Raw genomic sequence first — 19,499 nt, 5'->3', positions numbered from 1 at the left:
GGAGATCACGCAATGGCTGTATCCGATACACGAAAGACAATCGTTCTGACCGGCGCCAGCCGCGGGATCGGTCACGCCACCGTCAAGCGTTTTTCGCGCGAGGGCTGGCGCGTGATCACCTGTTCGCGCCAGGCCTTTGCCGAGGATTGCCCGTGGCCGGCCGGACCAGAAGACCACATCAAGGTCGATCTTGCCGATCAGGAAGATGTCGGCATCGCCGTATCCGAAATCCGCCACCGGCTCGAGGCCCATGGCGGGCAGCTTCATGCGCTGGTCAACAATGCTGGCATCTCGCCCAAGCTGAAAGACGGCAGCCGCATGAACTCCATCGACACGCCGATGCATGTCTGGCGCGATGTCTTTCAGGTCAACTTCTTTGCGCCGATCATGCTGGCGCGCGGTCTGTTTAGGGAATTGGCGGCGGCCAAGGGCTCGATCGTCAACGTCACCTCGATCGCCGGCACCCGCGTGCACCCCTTCGCGGGCACGTCCTACGCCACGTCGAAGGCAGCCCTTGGCTCGCTGACGCGCGAGATGGCGCATGATTTTGGCCCGCACGGCATCCGCGTCAATGCCATCGCGCCCGGCGAAATCGATACGGCGATCCTGTCTCCGGGCACCGAGAAGATCGTCGAGACGATACCGTTGCGCCGGCTAGGCTCGACATCGGAAATCGCCGACATCATCTTCTTCCTGTGCTCGACGCAGGCGTCCTACGTGACCGGCTCGGAAATCCACATCAATGGCGGCCAGCACGTCTGACCGCCATGGGTAAGAGTGCCGAGGCTTAAGCCTTCGGCTTGTCTTCGGTAGAAGACTCTTCGCTCGCTTCAGCGTCGTCGCTTGGCTTCAAGCCTTTCAGCTCGGTCAATGGACTGTCCGAGGTCAACGGGCCGGCCAGCGGTGGGCGCGGATCGTCCTTGGTCGAGTCCTTCACGACCTGCTCGACGATACCGCGTGCGACCTCGCGCTCGCCCATGATGACGACATCGGCACCCAGTCCGGTCAAGTGATCGACCTCGGCGTCGGAATGCGCGCGTGAGATGATCCGGATTTCCGGATTTGCGGCGCGCGCGCGCAGGATGATCTGACCGGCCTCGAAAGCGTTGGGAATGGCCAGGATGAGCCGCGTTGCACCGGCGGCATTGGCCGAAGCGAAGACGTTGCTGTTTGCGGCATTGCCTGCAACGGTTTCGATGCCTTCGGCGTGGAGCTTGGCCAGTGTCTTGTCCGCATCCTCGATGACCAGGAACGGGAGGCCCGCCTCCTTCAGGGATTTGCCGACAAGGCTGCCGACACGGCCGTAGCCGATCAGGATCGTATGGTCGGTAAGCTTGGTTGCCGGGGGTAGGTCCGCATCCGCCTTGGCTGAAACTGGCGCGGCGGTGGCAACGACACCGGGTTCCGTCGCCGGACCGATCGGCTTGGTTTCGGTTGCGGCTGGCGTCTTGCCGGAGCGCTTCTCCAGCCAGGGTTTCAGCCTCTCCACGCCGGCAAAGACCAGCGGGTTCAGCACGATCGACAGGATCGCGCCGGCCAGGATCAGGTCTCGGCCCTGCTCGGGCAGAAGGTCCAGTCCAACCCCCAATTCGGCAAGGATGAAGGAGAATTCGCCTATCTGCGCCAGACTGGCTGAGATTATGAGCGCAGTCGCGATCGGATAGCCGAAAGCGATGACGATAAGGTAGGCCGCGACCGACTTGCCTATGACGATGATGAACAGCGTCGCCAGAATGGGCCAGGTATTCTCGATCAGGCTGGCCGGGTCGAACAGCATGCCGACCGAGACGAAGAACAGCACCGAGAACGCGTCGCGCAGCGGAAGCGACTCTTCCGCCGCCTGATGGCTGAGTTCGGATTCGCTCATGATCATGCCGGCGAAGAACGCGCCGAGCGCCAGCGATACGCCGAAGAGCTTTGCGGCACCGAAGGCGACGCCCAGTGCGATGGCCAGCACCGCAAGCCGGAACAGTTCGCGCGAACCGGTGTGGGCGACGTAATGCAGGATCCACGGAATGACCCGGCGGCCGACGATGACCATGACCAGCACGAAGGCCACAACCTTGGCCAACGTCAGGCCGACCACGCCCCAAAGGCCGAGATCGAACTGCAACGAGAGAAGGCTGCTGGCGTGTTCAGCCGCCTGTTCCTGCCCGCCCAGAACGCCTGCCAGCGCCGGCAGAAGCACCAGCGCCAGAACCATCGCCAGATCCTCGACGATCAGCCAGCCGACGGCGATGCGTCCGCGCTCCGTCTCGATCATGCGCCGTTCCTGCAGCGCACGCAGCAGAACGACGGTACTGGCGACAGACAGCGCCAGACCGAAAACCAGCCCGGCGCCGATCGTCCAACCCATCAGCCATGAAAGTGCTGCGCCCAGCGCGGTTGCAAACGCGATCTGCACGATTGCGCCCGGCACCGCTATGGCGCGGACGGAGAGAAGGTCTTTCGGCGAAAAATGCAGGCCGACGCCGAACATCAGCAGGATGACGCCGATCTCGGCGAGTTCCAGCGCCAGGCTCTGGTCGGCTACGAAGCCGGGTGTGTTCGGGCCGACCAGAACGCCGGCGATGAGATAACCGACCAAAGGCGGGATGCGAAATCGATTTGCCAATGCGCCGAAAACAAATGCCAGCCCCAGACCGGCGACGATAGTTGCGATGAGGGGCGTGTCATGCGGCATTGTTCGGAGGGCGCCTTCCAAAAAAATTAAACAAAATGGGGGTGGGACGGCGAAAGCCGCTCCGATTTCAATATGGGTGAGCGGATGCCTTTCGTGCAACCCCGCAAGTCCATGAATCTTCTCTGAAATAGAACTTTTGGAGAAAAATGCGGAGTGGGTCTCGTCGCGCTGAAATGCATGTTGAAAGCTCGGCGCGGTTCGAAGAACCAGCCGCAGCGTCACGACGGCTCTCTAAATTCTATAAAAAAGGTAGAATTTAGAATGTTGCCATTTCATTTGCCGGCGGAGGGACGTCACATCCAGTGCGTTTGACTGTGGGATCATTGGAAAAAATCTTCCAGTAATCCTGCTCGTCAAGATTGATTTTCTAATATCGGTCGGAGAAAGACAGGGTGCGAGCACGAAGCTTGCCGTTCGGCAAAGTCGCCGCCGCCGGCGATACCGTCCAAAAGCCGAGGATTATTTTTCTTCCGATAAGCAGGTTGGCAGAAAAGAGATTGCTTCTCTGGATTGGCTACGCGAGTGCATTCCTTCTGAATTTCGGCCCTGAGCGCTAAATATCTAGGGCATAATTCAGGACACCCCGATCACCATGTCGCAGCCGTCTGCCAAGCTCAACGCGTTCCCCGTCTTCATGCGGGTCGAGGGCGAAGCTGTGGTCATCGTCGGCGGTGGTGACGAGGCGCTGGCCAAGGCGCGGTTGCTCGGTCAGTCGAGCGCCAGGCTGGTGATCATTTCCGATCATGTCGAGCCGGAGCTGGCCGACTGGATAGCCGCCAACAATGCCGGCCACATAAACGCGCTCTACGATTCCGCTTATCTCAACGGCGCGGTGCTGGTCTTCGCCGCCACCGGCGATGCCGGGCAGGACCGGGTGATTTCGGACGACGCACGCCGCCTCGGCATTCCGGTCAATGCGGTCGACCGGCCTGAACTGTGCGATTTCTTCACGCCCGCTCTCGTCAACCGCGCGCCGCTTGCGGTGGCGATCGGCACGGAAGGGGCAGGGCCTGTCCTTGCACAGTTGGTGCGCTCGAAGATCGACCGCATGCTGTCGCCGTCGCTTGGTTCGCTGGCAGTGCTGGCTGCTTCGTTTCGCGAGGGTGCTGAAAAGCTTCTGCCGAAAGGCAGCCCGCGCCGCCGTTTCTGGAACGAGTTCTTTTCCGGGGCACCTGCGCGTGCTCTCGAAAACGGACAGCCTGAGGAGGCGCGCGCGGTTGCCTCCGCGCTGCTCCGCCGTCAGGAGCCAACCGAAGGCCACATCGCGCTTGTTGGTGCAGGCCCCGGTGCCGAAGATTTGCTGACGTTGCGCGCGCATCGCCATCTGATGGAAGCCGATGTCATCGTCTATGATGCGCTGGTTCCTGAGGCTGTAGTCGCCATGGGCCGTCGCGACGCCGAGCGCCTGCCGGTCGGCAAGCGCAAGGGCTGCCATTCCAAGTCGCAGGCAGAGATCAACGATCTGCTGGTCAGCCTCGGCCGCGAAGGCAAGCGCGTGGTTCGGCTGAAGTCCGGCGATCCGCTGGTGTTCGGCCGCGCCGGCGAAGAGATGCAGGCGCTGCGCGATGCCGGAATTTCCTATGAAGTTGTTCCGGGCGTCACCGCCGCTTTTGCTGCTGCCGCCGATTTCGAACTGCCGCTGACATTGCGCGGCGTCACCTCGTCGATGGTCTTCACCACAGGCCACGACCTCAAGGGCAAGTCGCTGCCGGATTGGGCCAAGCTCGCGATCTCCGGCGCGACGGTTGCCGTCTACATGGGCCGTTCGGTCGCTGCCGATGTTGCATCGCGCCTGATCGATGCCGGGCTTTCTCCCGATACGGCAGTTGCCGTGGTGGAGAACGCCAGCCTTACCAGCCGCCGCAAATTCCATGGCACGCTGGCCGACCTGCCGTCGCTGGAAGATCGCACTGACCTGACCGGGCCGGTCATGACCATCATCGGCGATGCCGTTGCCGGGGCCAATTTCGAGAAATCTGAACCGCTCGCCGCACAGCGCCATATCGGCGCGGCCGCAAGAACCGGGGAGACCGTAGCATGAAGATACTCACCGCAAATCGCCTCACCGACGGCGAGGCCGTGTGGTTCTCGACCGACCATCGCTGGGCCGAGACGATCGATCATTCCGAGATCGCCAGCGACAAGGCGGGCGAGGAGAGGCTTGAAGCCATCGGCCACGCCGGCCTCGTCAACAACGAGGTGGTCGATGTCAATCTGATCGACGTGCAGTTGGTCGACGGCGAAATTCGCCCGACGCGCCTGCGCGAGCAGATCAGGGCCGCCGGCCCGACAAACCGCAACGATCTTGGCAAGCAGGCACGCCCGGCGGTTTCGCGCGCGGCATGATGGAACGGGCCGACGGGCCCTGAAAGACGAAGACGATGTATCGCTACGATGAGTTCGACCACGATTTCGTAAAAGCCCGGGTCGCCGAGTTCACCGACCAGGTGGAACGGCGTCTGGCCGGCGAGATCACCGAGGATCAGTTCCGGCCGCTGCGGCTGATGAACGGCGTCTATCTTCAGCTCCACGCCTATATGCTGCGTGTCGCGATCCCCTATGGCACGCTGAATTCGCGCCAGCTGCGTATGCTGGCCCATATCGCGCGCAAATACGACAAGGGCTACGGCCACTTCACCACGCGCCAGAACATCCAGTACAACTGGCCGGCGCTGTCCGACATGCCGGCGATCCTTGCCGATCTGGCAAGCGTCGAGATGCATGCCATCCAGACCTCGGGCAACTGCATTCGCAACGTCACTGCCGATCATTTCGCTGCCGCTGCCGCCGATGAGGTTGCCGATCCGCGCCCCTATGCGGAAATCCTGCGCCAGTGGTCGTCGGTGCACCCGGAATTCTCTTATCTTCCGCGCAAGTTCAAGATCGCGGTGACGGGCGCAGAGCGTGATCGCGCTGCCATCCAGGTTCATGATATCGGCCTGCACCTGAAGAAGAATGCTGCGGGCGAGCTTGGCTTTGCCGTTTATGTCGGCGGCGGGCAGGGCCGCACGCCGATGATCGCCAAGAAAATCCGCGACTTCCTGCCAGAAGAGGATCTGCTGTCCTACACGACGGCGATCCTGCGCGTGTACAACCTCAACGGCCGCCGCGATAACAAATACAAGGCGCGCATCAAGATCCTCGTCCACGAGACCGGCGTCGAGGAACTGACCCGCCAGGTCGAGGCCGAGTGGGAAGCGCTGAAGGACGGCGAGCTCAAGCTGCCGGAAGCCGATGTCCGCGCCATCGAAGCCTATTTCGCTCCGCCGGCACTGGTCGCTCGGCCGGAAGGCGACGAGGCGGTAAAGACCGCGCGTCTCGATAGCCGCAGCTTTGGCGAGTGGCTCGACCAGAACGTTCTCACCCACAAGAACCCGGACTATGCCGCAGTCACGATCTCGCTGAAAGGCATCGGCGAGGTGCCGGGCGATGCGACCGACAGCCAGATGGAAGCCGTGGCCGATATCGCCGAGAAATACGGTTTCGACGAACTGCGTGTCAGCCACGAGCAGAACCTGATCCTGCCGCATGTCGCCCGCGCCGATCTCAAGGCGGTCTATGATGCTCTGGTAGAGATCGATCTGGCGACGGCAAACTCCAACCTCATCAGCGACATCATCGCCTGCCCCGGTCTCGATTATTGCGCGCTTGCCAATGCCCGTTCGATCCCCGTCGCGCAGCAGATTTCGCTGCGCTTCGCCTCGCTGGAGCGCCAGCGTGATATCGGCGAACTGAAGCTCAAGATTTCCGGCTGCATCAATGCCTGCGGCCACCATCATGTCGGCCATATCGGCATTCTCGGCGTCGAGAAGAAGGGCGCGGAGCTCTATCAGGTGACGCTCGGCGGCTCCGGCGATGAACACACCTCGATCGGCGAAATCGTCGGCCGTGGCTTCGGCCCGGAGGAGATCACCGACGCGATCGAAACGGTGGTGGACACCTATCTGCGCATCCGGAACGACCGGACTGAAAAGTTCATCGACGCCTATCGCCGTGTTGGTGCCGCGCCGTTCAAGGAGGCGCTCTATGGCAGCGAAGCCAAGGTCGCTTGACGCGGAAGCCACGGCTGCCTCGCTTGAAAGGCTCTATGGCGAACTGACGCCGCACGAGATCATCGAGCACTCTGTTGGCGAGCATTTCACGGGCGGCATCGCCGCCGTGTCGTCGTTCGGCGCGGATTCTGCCGTGCTGCTGCACCTGATTGCCGAGGTCGACCGGTCCGTTCCGATCATCTTTCTCGATACCGGCAAGCATTTCGGCGAGACGCTGGACTATCGCGACGCATTGGTCGCCGACTTTGGCCTGACCGACATACGCATCATCACGCCGGAGCAGGCAGCACTCGACCGCCTTGACCCTTCCGGCCTGCTTCACCAGTCCGACACGGAAGCCTGCTGCGCCATCCGCAAGGTCGAGCCGATGGCGCGCGGCGTCGAGCCTTTCCATGCCTGGTTCACCGGCCGCAAGCGGTTTCAGGCTGCCACCCGGCAGGCGCTGCCGGCCTTTGAGGCGGTTGGCCCGCGCATCCGCATAAATCCGCTCGCCCGTTGGACCACCAGTGATCTGGCCGACTACATGCGCAGCCACAAACTGCGCGAGAATCCACTCGTCGCCTATGGCTATCTGTCGATCGGCTGCTTTCCCTGCACGCAGCCCGTCAAGCCGGGCGAGGATGCGCGCAGTGGCCGCTGGGCTGGACAGGCAAAAACCGAATGTGGCATTCATTTGCCCGGCCTCGACCGGACGTTGAACAATTCTTCGCTTTAGGAACCGCCTGAATGACCGAAACCAACGCGCAGCCGCGCCTGTGGACGCCTGAAGGCTTTCGCGAGGAAGAATGGACCCATGCCGAAGGCGCGGAAGCGCTATCTGGCAATGGCCGTTTCATCCTGCCGCTTCAGGCCTTTCTGGATCTCGATCCGGAAGTGCGGAAATCAGCCAAGGAGCGCCTTGGGGTGCTGCTGCAGCCCGGCGATGCCGTCGAGACGATAGTCGATCTGCTTGACCAGCTTTCACTGGTGGCGCTGGCCTTTCCGGCCTTCAACGATGGCCGCAGTTTTTCCAAGGCCGAACTGCTGAGAAGCCGCTATCAGTTCGAAGGCGCCGTCCGCGCCACCGGGCAGGTCCTCATCGACCAGCTGCCGCATATGCTGCGGCTTGGCTTCAATGAATTCGAGGTGTCGCACCCGACCTTGATTGCCCGGCTCGAAGCCGGGCAGACGGGCGGCATCCCGCTTTACTATCAGCCGACCGCAAAGCCGGCCGAGAAGGGCCCGAAATATTCCTGGCGGCGCGTGCCTGCCAGCTGACGCTGCGGTAGTCCTGCGCGGTCTTTACAACCTTGATGATTAGGCATTCTCTTTCGTTGCCGGACGGAAATATCCGCCGGATACGAGGGAGAACACCATGGGCTTTGACTACGTTATCGCCGGCGGCGGTTCCGCCGGCGCGACGCTTGCGGCGCGACTGAGCGAAAACCCGTCGATCAAGGTATGCCTCATCGAGGCGGGCGGCGCCGGCAACGACATTCTCGTTCGCGCCCCCGCCGGCATCGTTGCCCTGCTGCCGGGAAGGCCGAAGATCAACAACTGGGCGTTCGAGACCGTGCCGCAGGAGGGCCTTGGCGGGCGCAAGGGCTATCAGCCGCGCGGCAAGGCGCTTGGCGGCTCAAGCGCCATCAATGCCATGCTCTACATTCGCGGCCATCGCCGCGATTACGACGAATGGGCCGAACTGGGCTGCGATGGCTGGTCCTGGGACGAAGTGCTTCCCTATTTCCGGCGCTCCGAAGGCAATGAGCGGGGCACTGATGCCTTGCATGGTGGCGACGGCCCGCTGAAAGTGTCGGACCAACGCTCGCCGCGCCCGATCACCAGCGCCTTCATCGAAGCCTGTGCCGAGAACCAGATACGCACCAACGACGATTTCAACGGCAATGAGCAGGAAGGGGCTGGCGTCTTTCAGGTAACGCAGTTCGCCGGCGGTGCCCGCAATGGCGAACGCTGCTCGGCTGCTGCGGCCTATCTGCATCCGGCCATCGGCCGGCCCAACCTCACGGTGATCACGCACGCCCATGCAACCGGCATTGTGTTCGACGGCAAGCGCGCCACCGGCCTTCGCTACCGCGTCAAAGGCCGCGAGGAAGTCGCCTCGGCAAAACGGGAAGTTATTCTGTCTGCCGGTGCCTTCGGCTCTCCGCAGCTTCTGCTTCTGTCCGGTGTCGGGCCTGCCAATGAGCTCGCCCTTCACGGCATAAAGACGATCCACGAATTGCCGGGTGTTGGCCGGAACCTGCAGGACCATCTCGATTTCGTCATCGGCTGGCGGTCGAGAGAGACAGACATGCTCGGCATGAGCCCTCGCGGTGCGGTGAGTTTTATCCGGCATATGCTGCAATGGCGCCGTGACGGAACCGGCATGATCGCCTCTCCTGGCGCAGAAGGCGGGGCGTTTCTCAAGTCGGACCCGTCAGTGGATCGGCCTGACCTGCAATTGCAGTTCGTCGTCGCACTCGTCGAAAACCATGCCCGCACGCTGCATTACGGCTTTGGCTTCTCCTGCCATGTCTGTGTGCTCAGGCCTCACTCGCGCGGCGAGGTCGGGCTTATCGGCACCGATCCGATGGCGCCGCCGCGCATCAATCCGCGTTTCCTGTCGGACGAGCGCGATGCAGCGCTTATCCTCAAGGGCACGAGGATGATGCAGAAAATCCTCGGGTCGCCTGCGCTCGCGCGATACCGGCACAAGCCGCTTCATGCGGGGGATAATGATGACGATGCCGATCTGATGAGGCAGATCAGAAGCCGTGCCGACACCATCTATCATCCGGTGGGAACATGCCGCATGGGCAAGGGCGACATGGCGGTGGTGGACCCGCAGCTTCGCGTTCGCGGGCTCGAACGGTTGCGGGTAGTCGATGCTTCCGTAATGCCGACGCTCATCGGCGGCAACACCAATGCGCCGGCCATCATGATTGCCGAGAAAGCGTCGGACATGATCAGGGCCGGAGTCTGATTGGCCTGACCACCTGTATTTGCGTCCGGCTGTTCCAAGCGAATAATCGAGGCAGTGCGAAGGCTTTCGATAATTTGGTCCGACCAGTTAGACGATTTGGGCTTTTCCTTCGTTAAATCGAACCCTAAGATGCCAGCATTATTTCGAGCAACGAAATAAATCGATGGCACAGGGAGGAAACCAATGCCGGGCAAGAAGATATTGATGCTGGTCGGAGAGTTCTCCGAAGAATATGAGATTTTTGTTTTCGAGCAGGCAATGCATGCGGTCGGCCACACGGTGCATGTCGTATGCCCCGACAAGAAAGCCGGTGAGGCGATAAAGACTTCGCTGCACGATTTCGAGGGCAACCAGACCTATACCGAAAAGCTCGGCCACGATTACATTCTCAACAAGACGTTTTCGGAGGTGAAGCTGGACGAATACGACGCGGTCTACGCGGCCGGCGGCCGCGGTCCGGAATACATCCGCATCGACAAGCGCGTGCAGGCGATGGTCCGCCATTTCCACGAAACCGGGAAGCCGATTTTCACCATCTGCCATGGCGTGCAGATATTGATCGCCGTTGACGGCGTGGTGCGCGGCAGGGAGGTCGCGGCGCTGCAGTATTGCGAGCCGGAAGTGACCCTTGCGGGCGGCATCTATATCGACGTCGCGCCGAACGGAGCGCATGTCGATGGCAATCTCGTTTCAGCCAAGGGTTGGCCGGGACTTGCCGCCTTCATGCGCGAATGTCTGAAAGTTCTCGGCAGCGAAGTCACTCATGGCAAGACCATGATGAGGGAGACGCGGCAGGCGGCTTGAGCGGATAATTGATTCTTGGCCGCCGCGCGTCTTCGTGTAGCGGCCTTTTTTCTTCGGGAGTGCCTGTTTTCAGGCGACCGCGCGCGCTTCGCGGAAGGAGATGAGCTTCTTGCGGTTCTCATCCCACAGCACCAGTTTCACGCAGCGAAAGCTTTCCATGATCGTGATGCGCCCGACGCTGCGCAGTTCCGGAAAGTCCCGCAGCACCTCGGGAAGCCTGTAGCACGGCACTTTGCTGGACAGATGATGAACATGGTGGATGCCGATATTCCCCGTCAGCCAGCGCAGGACGCGCGGCAGGTCGTAATGCGATGAGCCATGCAGTGCTGCATGCTGGAATTCCCAGTTCTGGCCTTCAGACCAGTGCGTGTCCTCGAACTGGTGCTGGACATAGAACAGCCATATGCCTGCAGCGCCTGCCAGGACGACGATGGGCAGGTGCACGATTAGGAACGGCACGATGCCGATCAGCCAGATCAGGCCCACCGATAGTGCTGCAATCGCGAAATTGGTCGCCATGGTCGAAACCCACGGCAGCATGCCGGCCCGCATCATGCCGAAAGGCAGCCGCTGCTTGAACAGGAAAAGCCAGATAGGCCCGATGCCGAACATCACGATCGGATGGCGGTATAGCCGGTAGGCGAGGCGGCCTCTTGGCGACAGCGCGCGATACTCAGAAACGGTCAGCGTCGTTATGTCGCCGACGCCGCGCTCGTCCAGGTTGCCGGCGGTGGCGTGATGCGCGGCATGCGCGCGGCGCCAGTAATCATAGGGCGTGAGCGTCAGGACACCGATTGCCCGGCCCGTCCAGTCGTCAGAGGAGCGATGGGCGAAGAAGGAACCGTGCCCGCAATCATGCTGGATCATGAACAGCCGCAGCAGAAAACCGGCAGCCGGAATGATGAAAATGAGGCCCCACCAATGGCCGTAATGCACCGCAGCCCACGAAAGCGCCCATAAACCGGCAAAAGGAACAACGGTAATGGCGAGTTCCAGCGCGCTTCGTCGCCTGTCGGGCTTTCGGTAGCGAGCGAGAATTTTCAGCCAGGCGCGGTCGCCGGAGCGAGTGTGGAGATCGGGGGCAATGTTCATCGGCGACCATAGACAGGCCGCCGCGCCGCTTGCAAGAAGTTTAAGTGATGCGAGCCGACCCTAGCGGCGGCGTGTCGCGGTGCTGGCCAGAGCCTCTGCCCGCTCCAGCTTGCCCAAAAGATCACGCAGCTTGCGCGGAGCCTCCTGTTCAGGCGCAAACGCCGGCAGGGACCGCACGAACCTTTTCACCGGTTCGGTTCCAAGCTGGCGTCTGATCTCCAAAGCCAAGGCGCTGTACTTTTCATTGTCACTGCGGGCCATCGTCCCAATACCTTTTGTTGGGTGAAGAACTCCCTGCGCGTTGGAATGGTTCCTCCATCGATGGTCTTATGCAACCGCCGTTGATCGTTAGGATAAAAGTTTAATTAAAATGGAATCAACTGATGACTGACTTGGAATATCCGGCGAAACCGCTTCCAGGGTGTCCTCCAGTGGCCTTACCCCTTGATTTTTGCCCGTCAAACCTCGATATCGGGCCCAACTTCCGAACCTATGAGAATGACGGGACATGGCGATGAACGAGCAGGAAAAACAAGAACGTGCGCCCGAAGAGAACGAGGCTCTCGAGGCTGCTGCCGAATCGCGCGATGAGGGCGACTATGAAGCGCTTGTCCGGCTGATGAAGGAAAACGAAGAGCTCAAGGAGCGGGCTCTGCGGATTGCCGCCGACATGGAAAACCTGCGCCGGCGCACCGCCCGCGACGTGCAGGATGCACGCGCCTATTCCGTGGCCAATTTCGCGCGCGACATGCTGTCGGTTTCAGACAACCTTAGCCGCGCGCTGGACGCCATTCCGGCCGAAGCGAAAGCTGCCGGAGATGCCGGCTTCATGGCCCTGATCGAAGGCGTGCAGATGACCGAGCGCGCCATGCTTTCGGCTCTCGAACGCCACGGCGTGAAGAAGCTGGAGCCGCAGGGCGCGAAGTTCGATCCGCATTTCCATCAGGCGATGTTCGAGGTGCCGAACCCCGACGTGCCGGCCAATACGGTGGTTCAGGTCGTTCAGCCGGGCTATTCGATCGGCGAGCGCGTGTTGCGCCCTGCCATGGTCGGCGTTGCCAAGGGTGGCCCCAAGCAGCAGCCTGCCGCTGAGGCCAAGGCCGAAACCGGCTCCGCCGATGGGCAGGCTGAACCCGGCCCGATAAACGAGCAGGCCGAAAAAGACGCCTGATCCTGGCAGTATAAGAGCGTTGGATGTTCCAAAGAACGGTTCCGACGCTCTAAGTGCATGAACACCGCTCCGCGCCGATCGGATGCGCGCGGGACGCCGTAGAACATAAGTCGGCGCGGACGTTGCATGGCGTTTCGGGATCGACCATGCTCCGGCAAAATATTGGCGGCGGTGGCGATGAACCCGATTCTGCTTCTCGACTATGCCGGCGTGGCTGTATTTGCGGCCACCGGCGCGCTCGCAGCGTCCCGCAAGCAGCTCGACATCATCGGTTTTCTCTTCCTGGCCAGCGTAACCGGCATAGGCGGCGGCACCTTCCGCGACCTGATACTCGGCGCGCCTGTCTTTTGGGTCCGCAATCCAGATTATGTGCTGATCTGCGCCGTCATTGGCGTGCTCGTCTTCTTCACCGCCCACATGGTCGAATCCCGTTACAAACTCCTGCTCTGGCTGGACGCGCTCGGCCTGTCCGCCTATTCGGCGATGGGGGCGGCCAAGGGCATGGCTATCACTGGCTCTCCGACCGTCGCGGTCGTCACCGGCATGCTTACGGCCACCTTGGGTGGCATCCTGCGCGATCTTCTTGCCGGCGAACCTTCGGTGCTTTTGCGCCCCGAAATCTATGTGACGGCGGCCATGGCGGGGGCGGCGATGTTCACCCTTGCCGATATTACCGGTGCGCCGTTGCCGCTGTCGGCGCTGCTGGCATTCGCAACAGCCTTTATCGTGCGGGCAGGGGCGTTGAAATTCGGCTGGGCCTTCCCTGCCTACAAAAGCCGTCCCGGACGACGCCCGGAAGACATTCCCTGATCAAGCCGTCACGGTGATCAGGCGGCGAAGCGCTGGCCCTCGCCGCCGTAATAATTGACGTAGCGGGCGCTGATTTCCTTTACCGGCATGACGATGAACACGTCTACGGTGCCGAAATCCTCGTCGATCACGCAACCATCGCCGATCCGGGCTCCGATCCGCAGATAGCCCTTGATCAGCGGCGGCATGGCCGCGATCGCCGATTTGACGTTGATCGCCTCGGCCGGCATCAGGTCCATGCTGCAATAGCGGCTGGGAATGGCGCGCACATCCCAGGCGCTGCTGGTCCGGCAATTGTGAGCCAGATAGGACAGCGCTTCGCTGTGGGCCGCGGGCACAGTGCCGTGGAACGACGCGCACCCGGCCATGACGCCGACGTCATAGTGATTGATATAGGCCCAGATGCCTTGCCACAGCACCTCTATGGTGCGCTTGGAGCGATATTCGGGCAGCACGCAGGAACGCCCAAGCTCGAGAAAGCGCTGGCCGGGGTGGCGGGCAATGAGCTTTTTCAACTCGAATTCGTCTTCGGAATAGAAGCCGCCGGCAGCAACGGCACTTTCCTGCCTCAACAGCCGGTAGGTTCCGACGATACGGCTATGGGCGGGACCAGCAAGCGACATGTCGAGCACCAGGAGGTGATCGCAAATCGCGTCGAAACGATCGGCGTCGCGCCTGTCAAGCGAATGCGCAACGCTCTGCTTGGCTCCGAGTTCGTCGTAGAAAACGCGATAACGCACTTCCTGCGCCGCAGCGATTTCCGCCGGATCGCGCGCGAGGCGAACTTCGAGATTGCCTATTCGGCCCAAGGCTTCGCTTCGGAAAACGTCATCCGCCAGCCGCGCGATGATCGCGGCGCCATTGGCGTTCAGAAATGTATCCCGCTCCGGCAACGCTGTCTGCACGGGTGATTCTCCTTCGAGCCATCCCACATCAGCGGGATAAAGGGGGAGTGCAACAGGATTGTGACTGTAGCTTGAACGGTCATCAAGGGCAATCATTGCCATGCGCTCGGAAAGAACAAAGCCGGCTAAGTGATTGGGTTGGCGTGGCCAAATCCTGGCACGGTCAGGCTGCGGCGTGTTCGCTCACCGCCTGCACCAAGGCTGCCGGGTCGAGTGGTTTCGTAACGAAGCCGCTGGCGCCGTGGGCCAGAACCGCATGTCGGGTTTTTTCCTGGCTGTCCGCCGAAAGCACCATGATCGGCACCGGTGTTGTTCCGGTTTCCTCTTCATAACGGCGGATCGCGGCGATCGCGTCGAGACCGTCCATTACGGGCATATGAAGATCCATCAGTACTGCGTCATAGCGTCGTTTTCGCGCGCTGTCGGTCACTGCTTCGACGGCGGCCTTGCCATTTCCGACTACATCGACGCGATGGCCGGCCTTCAGCAAGGCTGCACGCGCCAGCATGGCGTTGATATCATTGTCCTCGGCGATCAGAATGGACAACCCGATCTGACGCTTGTTTCCCGGCTTGGAAGGCACCCGGCGTTTCGGGGCTGCCGAGGTCTCGAGTGCGCCCGAGCCGGCGGTCAGCAGGACGCGCAGCAATGTCTCGCCGCGAACGGGGCGCGCGAGGAATGTCGAATAGCCGCTGTTCCTGAAATCGCCGAGCATGCCGCGATCGGTCGGCGCAATCAGCGTGACGGCCTGGCAGGTATCAAAACCGACTTGCCGCAGCCGCCTGAGCAAGCGTCCGTCGTTCCTCTCGAGCGCGGCATCGATCAGCAGCGTATCGCAGCCCTTGGCCAGCGCGATCGCCTGCGACTGTGTCTCGGCGATCTCGACCATGCCGCCATGCGCCGTGATCGAGCGTGCGATGGCCTCGGCCTCCACCCGGTTTCCCGACAGGATGACGGCGCGGCGTCCGGCGAGAACCATGCCGCGAACATTGCCGCCGTCGACCGCGTCGGCAGCCGGAATGGCGAAGGAAAACTCCGATCCCTTGCCGTAGCTGCTGTCCACGGAGATCGTTCCGCCCATAGACTGCACGATGCGCTTGGAGATCGCCAGCCCCAGTCCCGCGCCGCCATGAGTTCGCGTGGAGGTGCCGTCGGCCTGCTCGAACTCGTCGAAGATACGCTCCATGTCGCCTTTGCGAAGGCCCTGGCCGCTGTCTGCAATCGAGAAGCGGATCATGTCGGAATTCTCGTCGATCACCCGCGCAACGACCACAAGGACGCCGCCTGCGTCGGTGAACTTGATCGCATTGCCGATGAGATTGAGCAGAACCTGACGGACACGGCCGGGATCGGCGGTGATCATCTGCGGCACTTCGGGCGCGACATGACAACCCAGTCCGATGTTTTTTGCGAATGCGCGGGAAGCCAGAAGCTCGACGACATTGTCGGCGATATCGCGCGGAGACATGGGCTGCGGTTCCGGATCAAACCGCCCGGCCTCGATCTTCGAATAATCGAGCAGATCCTCGATCAGCGCCAGCAGCGCGCTCGCCGATGTCGAGACGGCGCCGACATAGGTCCGCTGTTCCGGCGTAAGCCCAGTGTCGGCAAGCAACTTGGCCATACCCATGATGCCGTTCATCGGCGTGCGGATTTCGTGGCTGACAGTCGCCAGAAACCGGGACTTGGCCTGGCTGGCATATTCGGCGCGCTCGCGTGCGTTGATGAGCGCCGTCTCCGCCCGTTTGCGGGCCGTGATGTCGCGCGCGATGGCTCGGTGGGATACAGAGCCGGTTTCCTTGTCGCGCACCGAAAGCTCGATCCACGAGAACCAGCGCGGTCCGCCCGGCGCGCGGATGGCGACATCAGTCGAACTCAGGCATTCACCGTCGGAGAAGGCCGCATCCGGCACGATGCCGACCTCGATGCCGAGCTCCGAAAGCGTATGGCCGGAGATTTTACGCAGATCCGAGCCGATCAGTTCGGCGAAAACCTTGTTGGCGTAGACGATGTGTCCCTCACGATCGCGATGGACGACGAGATCGCCAAGGGCATCGATAAGCCCATGGAAGCGCTCCTCGCTTTCTTGCAGCTCCCACATCCGGTCGGCGAGGGTCTCGATTTCGGCGCGGCTGCGGGCCGTGCTTTCGCGGACCAGCGAGACCGCCCTGCGTTCGTTGCGAAAAGCCCTGGTGAGGATGGCAAGGCCAACGGCACCGGTGACGAGAAGACCGGCGCTGATGAAATCCGAGGCGCCTTCCAGCTTGGCGAGTGCTGCGAATATGAGAACGACGGCAAACGTCGCATAGATCAGCACACGGGAAGCGCGCCGCGGCAGTTCCGGGGCGATCGGCGGCGATACTATCTGTCTGCGCCGCAACGCCGGCGACGGTTCGGTTTCCGCGCCGCGCTCGATGCTACGCAATTCGGTTTCGACGGAATCCACGCTCATGCGTCGACCCTAGACGGGAAGCCTTAGGGAAGCTTTTGGCGGATCGTTCTAATTTTAGCGTTCGCCGCGAAAATACGCGTATTGCGCGAAATCAGTCACTCGATGGAGGCGCCGATTTCATGCGGCGCCAGCTGAAAAACTCGTCGAGGAGAACGAGCCCTGCACCCACGGTGATAAACGCATCGGCAAGGTTGAAGATCGCGAACGACCAGACCGGCGTGTGGAACAATATGTAGTCGATCACATGGCCGTAGACCGTGCGGTCGATGAGGTTTCCGATTGCCCCGCCGATGATCAGCGCGAAGCCTACCCGCGCCAGAATTTGGCCCGGTCCCGTCCGAAACGCCAGATAAAGCACGAAGGCGACCACCGCGAGCGAAAGCAGGATCAGCCCCTTGTCGCCGATCGACGAAAACATCGAGAAGGCGACGCCGGTGTTGTAGGTGCGGTAGAGCGCCAGGAAAGGAAGAACGTTGATCTGGTCGTGCATGAAGAGCTCGGTTTCGACCAGAAACTTGATCCATTGGTCGAACGCCACGGCGACGGCAGCGAGCAAGCCGTAGGGAGCCAAGGATTTCCAGGTCACGCATTGCCCTCCGCGCCGAGTGTCAGCGCGCCGCGCCTGATTTCGAAAAGCATGACCCCGGTGGCCACGGCGAGGTTGAGCGAATCCGCACGGCCTGCCTGCGGTATGCGCAGAAGCCTGTCGCAGCTCTCAGCCAGATTGTCGGGAAGGCCCTGCTGCTCATTGCCCATCAACAAGAGAACGGGACGGCCGGAAAAATCGACCGAGCGGTAGTCGACTGCGCCCTTCAGGTGCGTGCCTGCGACGAGGCCGGGAAAACCCTTGCGCCAGGCCAGAAATGCCTCCGTCGTGGCGCGCGCCACAGGCACGGCGAACACCGAGCCCATGGTGGCGCGGACGGTTTCCACCGAGAACGGATCGGTCGTCTCTCCGACCAGGATGATGCCTTTGGCGCCGACGGCGTCCACGGTGCGGATCACCGTGCCGAGATTGCCGGGGTCGCGCACCCGGTCGAGCGCCACCCAGACGTCGCCATCCCTGGGACGAACGTCCTTCAGTGGCAGGTAGCGCTGCGAAAACACACCGACCACCATCTGCGGATTGTCGCGCCGGGTGATTGCCGAAAGCACCTTCTCCGAGACTTCAAGAACGGTCCCGCCGGCAGCGACCGTGCGCGCGGCGACCTTTTCGATCGTCGGGTTGCCGAGCCCGGCCTTGGCGAAAACCAGTGTCTTGATCGACCAGCCGAGATCGAGCGCGTCGATGACGAGCTTCAGCCCTTCGGCCATGAAGGCGTTCTGCTGGTCGCGGAATTTCTTCAGCGCCAGCGCCTTGATATCCTTCACCAGCGGATTGGCGAGGCTGGTGACCTCCTTGACCTGACCCGGCGCGCCGGTGCGATGTTCGCTCATGAGGCCACCCAGCGCGAAAACAGTGATGTCGACAATGCCCGCCCGGCGGCCTTCTCGCGAATGATCAACTCGCCGGATTCGATGGTGCCGCCCATGCCGGCGAACGTGTCGCGCATCAGCGCGTGGATCGCGAAGAACGAGGCGCGGATGGAATAGGCGGTCAGCACCACAGCCAGCGGCTTCGGCGTCAGGATGGACCGGCAGATATCGGTCAAGGCCGGCAGATCCTCGAACAATTGCCAGACCTCGCCCTTGGGCCCGCGCCCATAGGCGGGCGGGTCGAACAGGATGATATCGTAGCCGTTGCCGCGCCGCTCCTCGCGTTCGGCGAATTTCATGGCGTCCTCGCAGATCCAGCGTATCGGCTTTTCGCCGAGACCGGCCATGAGCTGGTTTTCCCGCGCCCAGCCGATCGCCTTCTTCGAGGCGTCGACATGGGTGACTTCGGCGCCGGCGCGCGCTGCCACCAGCGAAGCGAGACCGGTATAGCCGAACAAATTGAGCACCTTGACCGGGCGCTTGGCGTTGCGGATCAGGCTCGCCATGTGGTCCCAGTGCGAGCCCTGTTCCGGAAAGACGCCGACATGGCGGAACGAGGTGAAACGTCCGAGATAGTCGATGCCGTCATGACGCATCGGCCATGTTTCGCCGAGCGGCGTCTTGGGAAAGCGCCAGCGGCCCATGCCTTCCTCGTCGGTGTCGCCGGTGAAGACGGCGTCGACGTTGGCCCACTCCTTCGCGGGCAGCGCCTTCTGCCAGATCGCCTGGCCCTCGGGGCGAACGATGCGATACGGACCGTATTGCTCGAGCTTTTCGCCTTCGCCGCTGTCGAGCAGCGCGTAGTCGGCGTTGGGAGACACTTCCAGAATGACCGGCAGCCGTTCCGCCGGCAATGCGCCTTCGCGGCGCTGAAGCACGCGAGGTGCAGCCTTCGGCTCGGGGGCGGGCTTGGCGTCGGGAGCGTCGGGGTTGCGGCGCGGCGCGGCCGGGCGTTCGCTTCGGCCACTGGGGGGCGAAGAGCGATCGGCCTGCGGACGCTTGTCGCGGCGTTTGTCACGCGAAGGTTTCATGCACACTCCAGATGCGGCAGTCGCGCTTCTGCCACAGCATCCGTCGCATCGCAAGAAATGG

18 protein-coding genes are annotated in these 19,499 nt (G+C 62.1%); 10 read left to right on the top strand and 8 right to left on the bottom strand.

Annotated elements, in window-relative coordinates:
• Positions 1–12 precede the first annotated feature (12 nt).
• The gene (locus WBQ96_RS26025; protein ID WP_336555648.1) at positions 13–762 is read left to right on the top strand and encodes an SDR family NAD(P)-dependent oxidoreductase; all 750 of its coding nucleotides are present in this window, start codon (positions 13–15) and stop codon (positions 760–762) included.
• A 25-nt stretch (positions 763–787) separates the two neighbouring features.
• Here the strand turns inward: WBQ96_RS26025 and ybaL are convergent, their stop codons facing one another.
• Positions 788–2,683 carry a YbaL family putative K(+) efflux transporter gene (gene ybaL / locus WBQ96_RS26020; protein ID WP_336555646.1) on the bottom strand — a complete coding sequence of 632 codons (1,896 nt, stop codon included), beginning with the start codon at positions 2,681–2,683 and terminating at the stop codon, positions 788–790.
• 592 nt (positions 2,684–3,275) lie between these two features.
• On the opposite strand from ybaL, the gene cysG reads away from it, so the two are divergent.
• The 7 genes from cysG (at position 3,276) to WBQ96_RS25985 (ending at position 10,501) form a co-directional block, all read left to right on the top strand.
• Positions 3,276–4,724: a siroheme synthase CysG gene (gene cysG / locus WBQ96_RS26015; protein ID WP_336555644.1), complete on the top strand. Its 1,449-nt coding sequence runs from the start codon at positions 3,276–3,278 to the stop codon at positions 4,722–4,724.
• Positions 4,721–5,029, top strand: a complete 309-nt coding sequence (locus tag WBQ96_RS26010) for a DUF2849 domain-containing protein (RefSeq protein ID WP_336555642.1) — start codon at positions 4,721–4,723, stop codon at positions 5,027–5,029. The genes cysG and WBQ96_RS26010 overlap by 4 nt, the downstream gene beginning before the upstream one ends.
• 35 nt (positions 5,030–5,064) lie before the next feature.
• Complete coding sequence (locus WBQ96_RS26005) at positions 5,065–6,735, top strand: nitrite/sulfite reductase (RefSeq protein WP_336555640.1); 1,671 nt, start codon at positions 5,065–5,067, stop codon at positions 6,733–6,735.
• Positions 6,710–7,450, top strand: a complete 741-nt coding sequence (locus WBQ96_RS26000; protein WP_336555638.1) for a phosphoadenylyl-sulfate reductase — start codon at positions 6,710–6,712, stop codon at positions 7,448–7,450. Before WBQ96_RS26005 ends, WBQ96_RS26000 begins: the two co-directional genes overlap by 26 nt.
• An 11-nt stretch (positions 7,451–7,461) precedes the next feature.
• On the top strand, positions 7,462–7,992 hold the full coding sequence (locus tag WBQ96_RS25995) for a DUF934 domain-containing protein (protein WP_336555636.1): 531 nt from the start codon (positions 7,462–7,464) through the stop codon (positions 7,990–7,992).
• A 97-nt stretch (positions 7,993–8,089) separates the two neighbouring features.
• Positions 8,090–9,697, top strand: a complete 1,608-nt coding sequence (locus WBQ96_RS25990; protein ID WP_336555633.1) for a GMC family oxidoreductase — start codon at positions 8,090–8,092, stop codon at positions 9,695–9,697.
• Positions 9,698–9,880: 183 nt separating this feature from the next.
• Positions 9,881–10,501 (top strand): DJ-1/PfpI family protein, encoded by a 621-nt coding sequence (locus WBQ96_RS25985; protein ID WP_091916522.1) that lies wholly within the window; start codon positions 9,881–9,883, stop codon positions 10,499–10,501.
• A 69-nt stretch (positions 10,502–10,570) separates the two neighbouring features.
• On the opposite strand, the gene WBQ96_RS25980 is transcribed toward WBQ96_RS25985, so the two are convergent.
• On the bottom strand, positions 10,571–11,593 hold the full coding sequence (locus WBQ96_RS25980) for a fatty acid desaturase (protein ID WP_336555630.1): 1,023 nt from the start codon (positions 11,591–11,593) through the stop codon (positions 10,571–10,573).
• Between the two features lie 60 nt (positions 11,594–11,653).
• Complete coding sequence (locus tag WBQ96_RS25975) at positions 11,654–11,854, bottom strand: hypothetical protein (protein ID WP_336555628.1); 201 nt, start codon at positions 11,852–11,854, stop codon at positions 11,654–11,656.
• 253 nt (positions 11,855–12,107) lie between these two features.
• Between WBQ96_RS25975 and grpE the strand changes: the two genes are divergently transcribed.
• Entirely contained in the window at positions 12,108–12,764 is a 657-nt protein-coding gene (gene grpE / locus WBQ96_RS25970; protein ID WP_336555626.1) for a nucleotide exchange factor GrpE, read from the top strand.
• A gap of 177 nt (positions 12,765–12,941) precedes the next feature.
• Positions 12,942–13,574: a trimeric intracellular cation channel family protein gene (locus WBQ96_RS25965; RefSeq protein ID WP_336555624.1), complete on the top strand. Its 633-nt coding sequence runs from the start codon at positions 12,942–12,944 to the stop codon at positions 13,572–13,574.
• Positions 13,575–13,591: 17 nt separating this feature from the next.
• Here the strand turns inward: WBQ96_RS25965 and WBQ96_RS25960 are convergent, their stop codons facing one another.
• The 5 genes from WBQ96_RS25960 to WBQ96_RS25940 form a co-directional block, all read right to left on the bottom strand.
• Positions 13,592–14,479, bottom strand: a complete 888-nt coding sequence (locus WBQ96_RS25960; RefSeq protein WP_442920904.1) for a GNAT family N-acetyltransferase — start codon at positions 14,477–14,479, stop codon at positions 13,592–13,594.
• 163 nt (positions 14,480–14,642) lie between these two features.
• Positions 14,643–16,931: a response regulator gene (locus tag WBQ96_RS25955; protein WP_336555622.1), complete on the bottom strand. Its 2,289-nt coding sequence runs from the start codon at positions 16,929–16,931 to the stop codon at positions 14,643–14,645.
• 91 nt (positions 16,932–17,022) lie between these two features.
• Positions 17,023–17,517, bottom strand: coding sequence for a signal peptidase II (gene lspA / locus WBQ96_RS25950; protein WP_165119656.1), 495 nt, complete (start codon positions 17,515–17,517; stop codon positions 17,023–17,025).
• The gene (locus WBQ96_RS25945) at positions 17,514–18,368 is read right to left on the bottom strand and encodes a TrmH family RNA methyltransferase (protein ID WP_091916530.1); all 855 of its coding nucleotides are present in this window, start codon (positions 18,366–18,368) and stop codon (positions 17,514–17,516) included. The genes lspA and WBQ96_RS25945 overlap by 4 nt, the downstream gene beginning before the upstream one ends.
• Positions 18,365–19,438, bottom strand: coding sequence for a class I SAM-dependent methyltransferase (locus WBQ96_RS25940; protein WP_336555618.1), 1,074 nt, complete (start codon positions 19,436–19,438; stop codon positions 18,365–18,367). Before WBQ96_RS25940 ends, WBQ96_RS25945 begins: the two co-directional genes overlap by 4 nt.
• Positions 19,439–19,499 lie beyond the last annotated feature (61 nt).

This window comes from Mesorhizobium sp. CCNWLY176 (assembly GCF_037153935.1).
In the GTDB taxonomy this organism is placed as follows: domain Bacteria; phylum Pseudomonadota; class Alphaproteobacteria; order Rhizobiales; family Rhizobiaceae; genus Mesorhizobium_M; species Mesorhizobium_M zhangyense.
The sequence above is the reverse complement of the archived record's forward strand: the minus strand, read 5'-3'. Positions and strand labels throughout refer to the sequence as shown.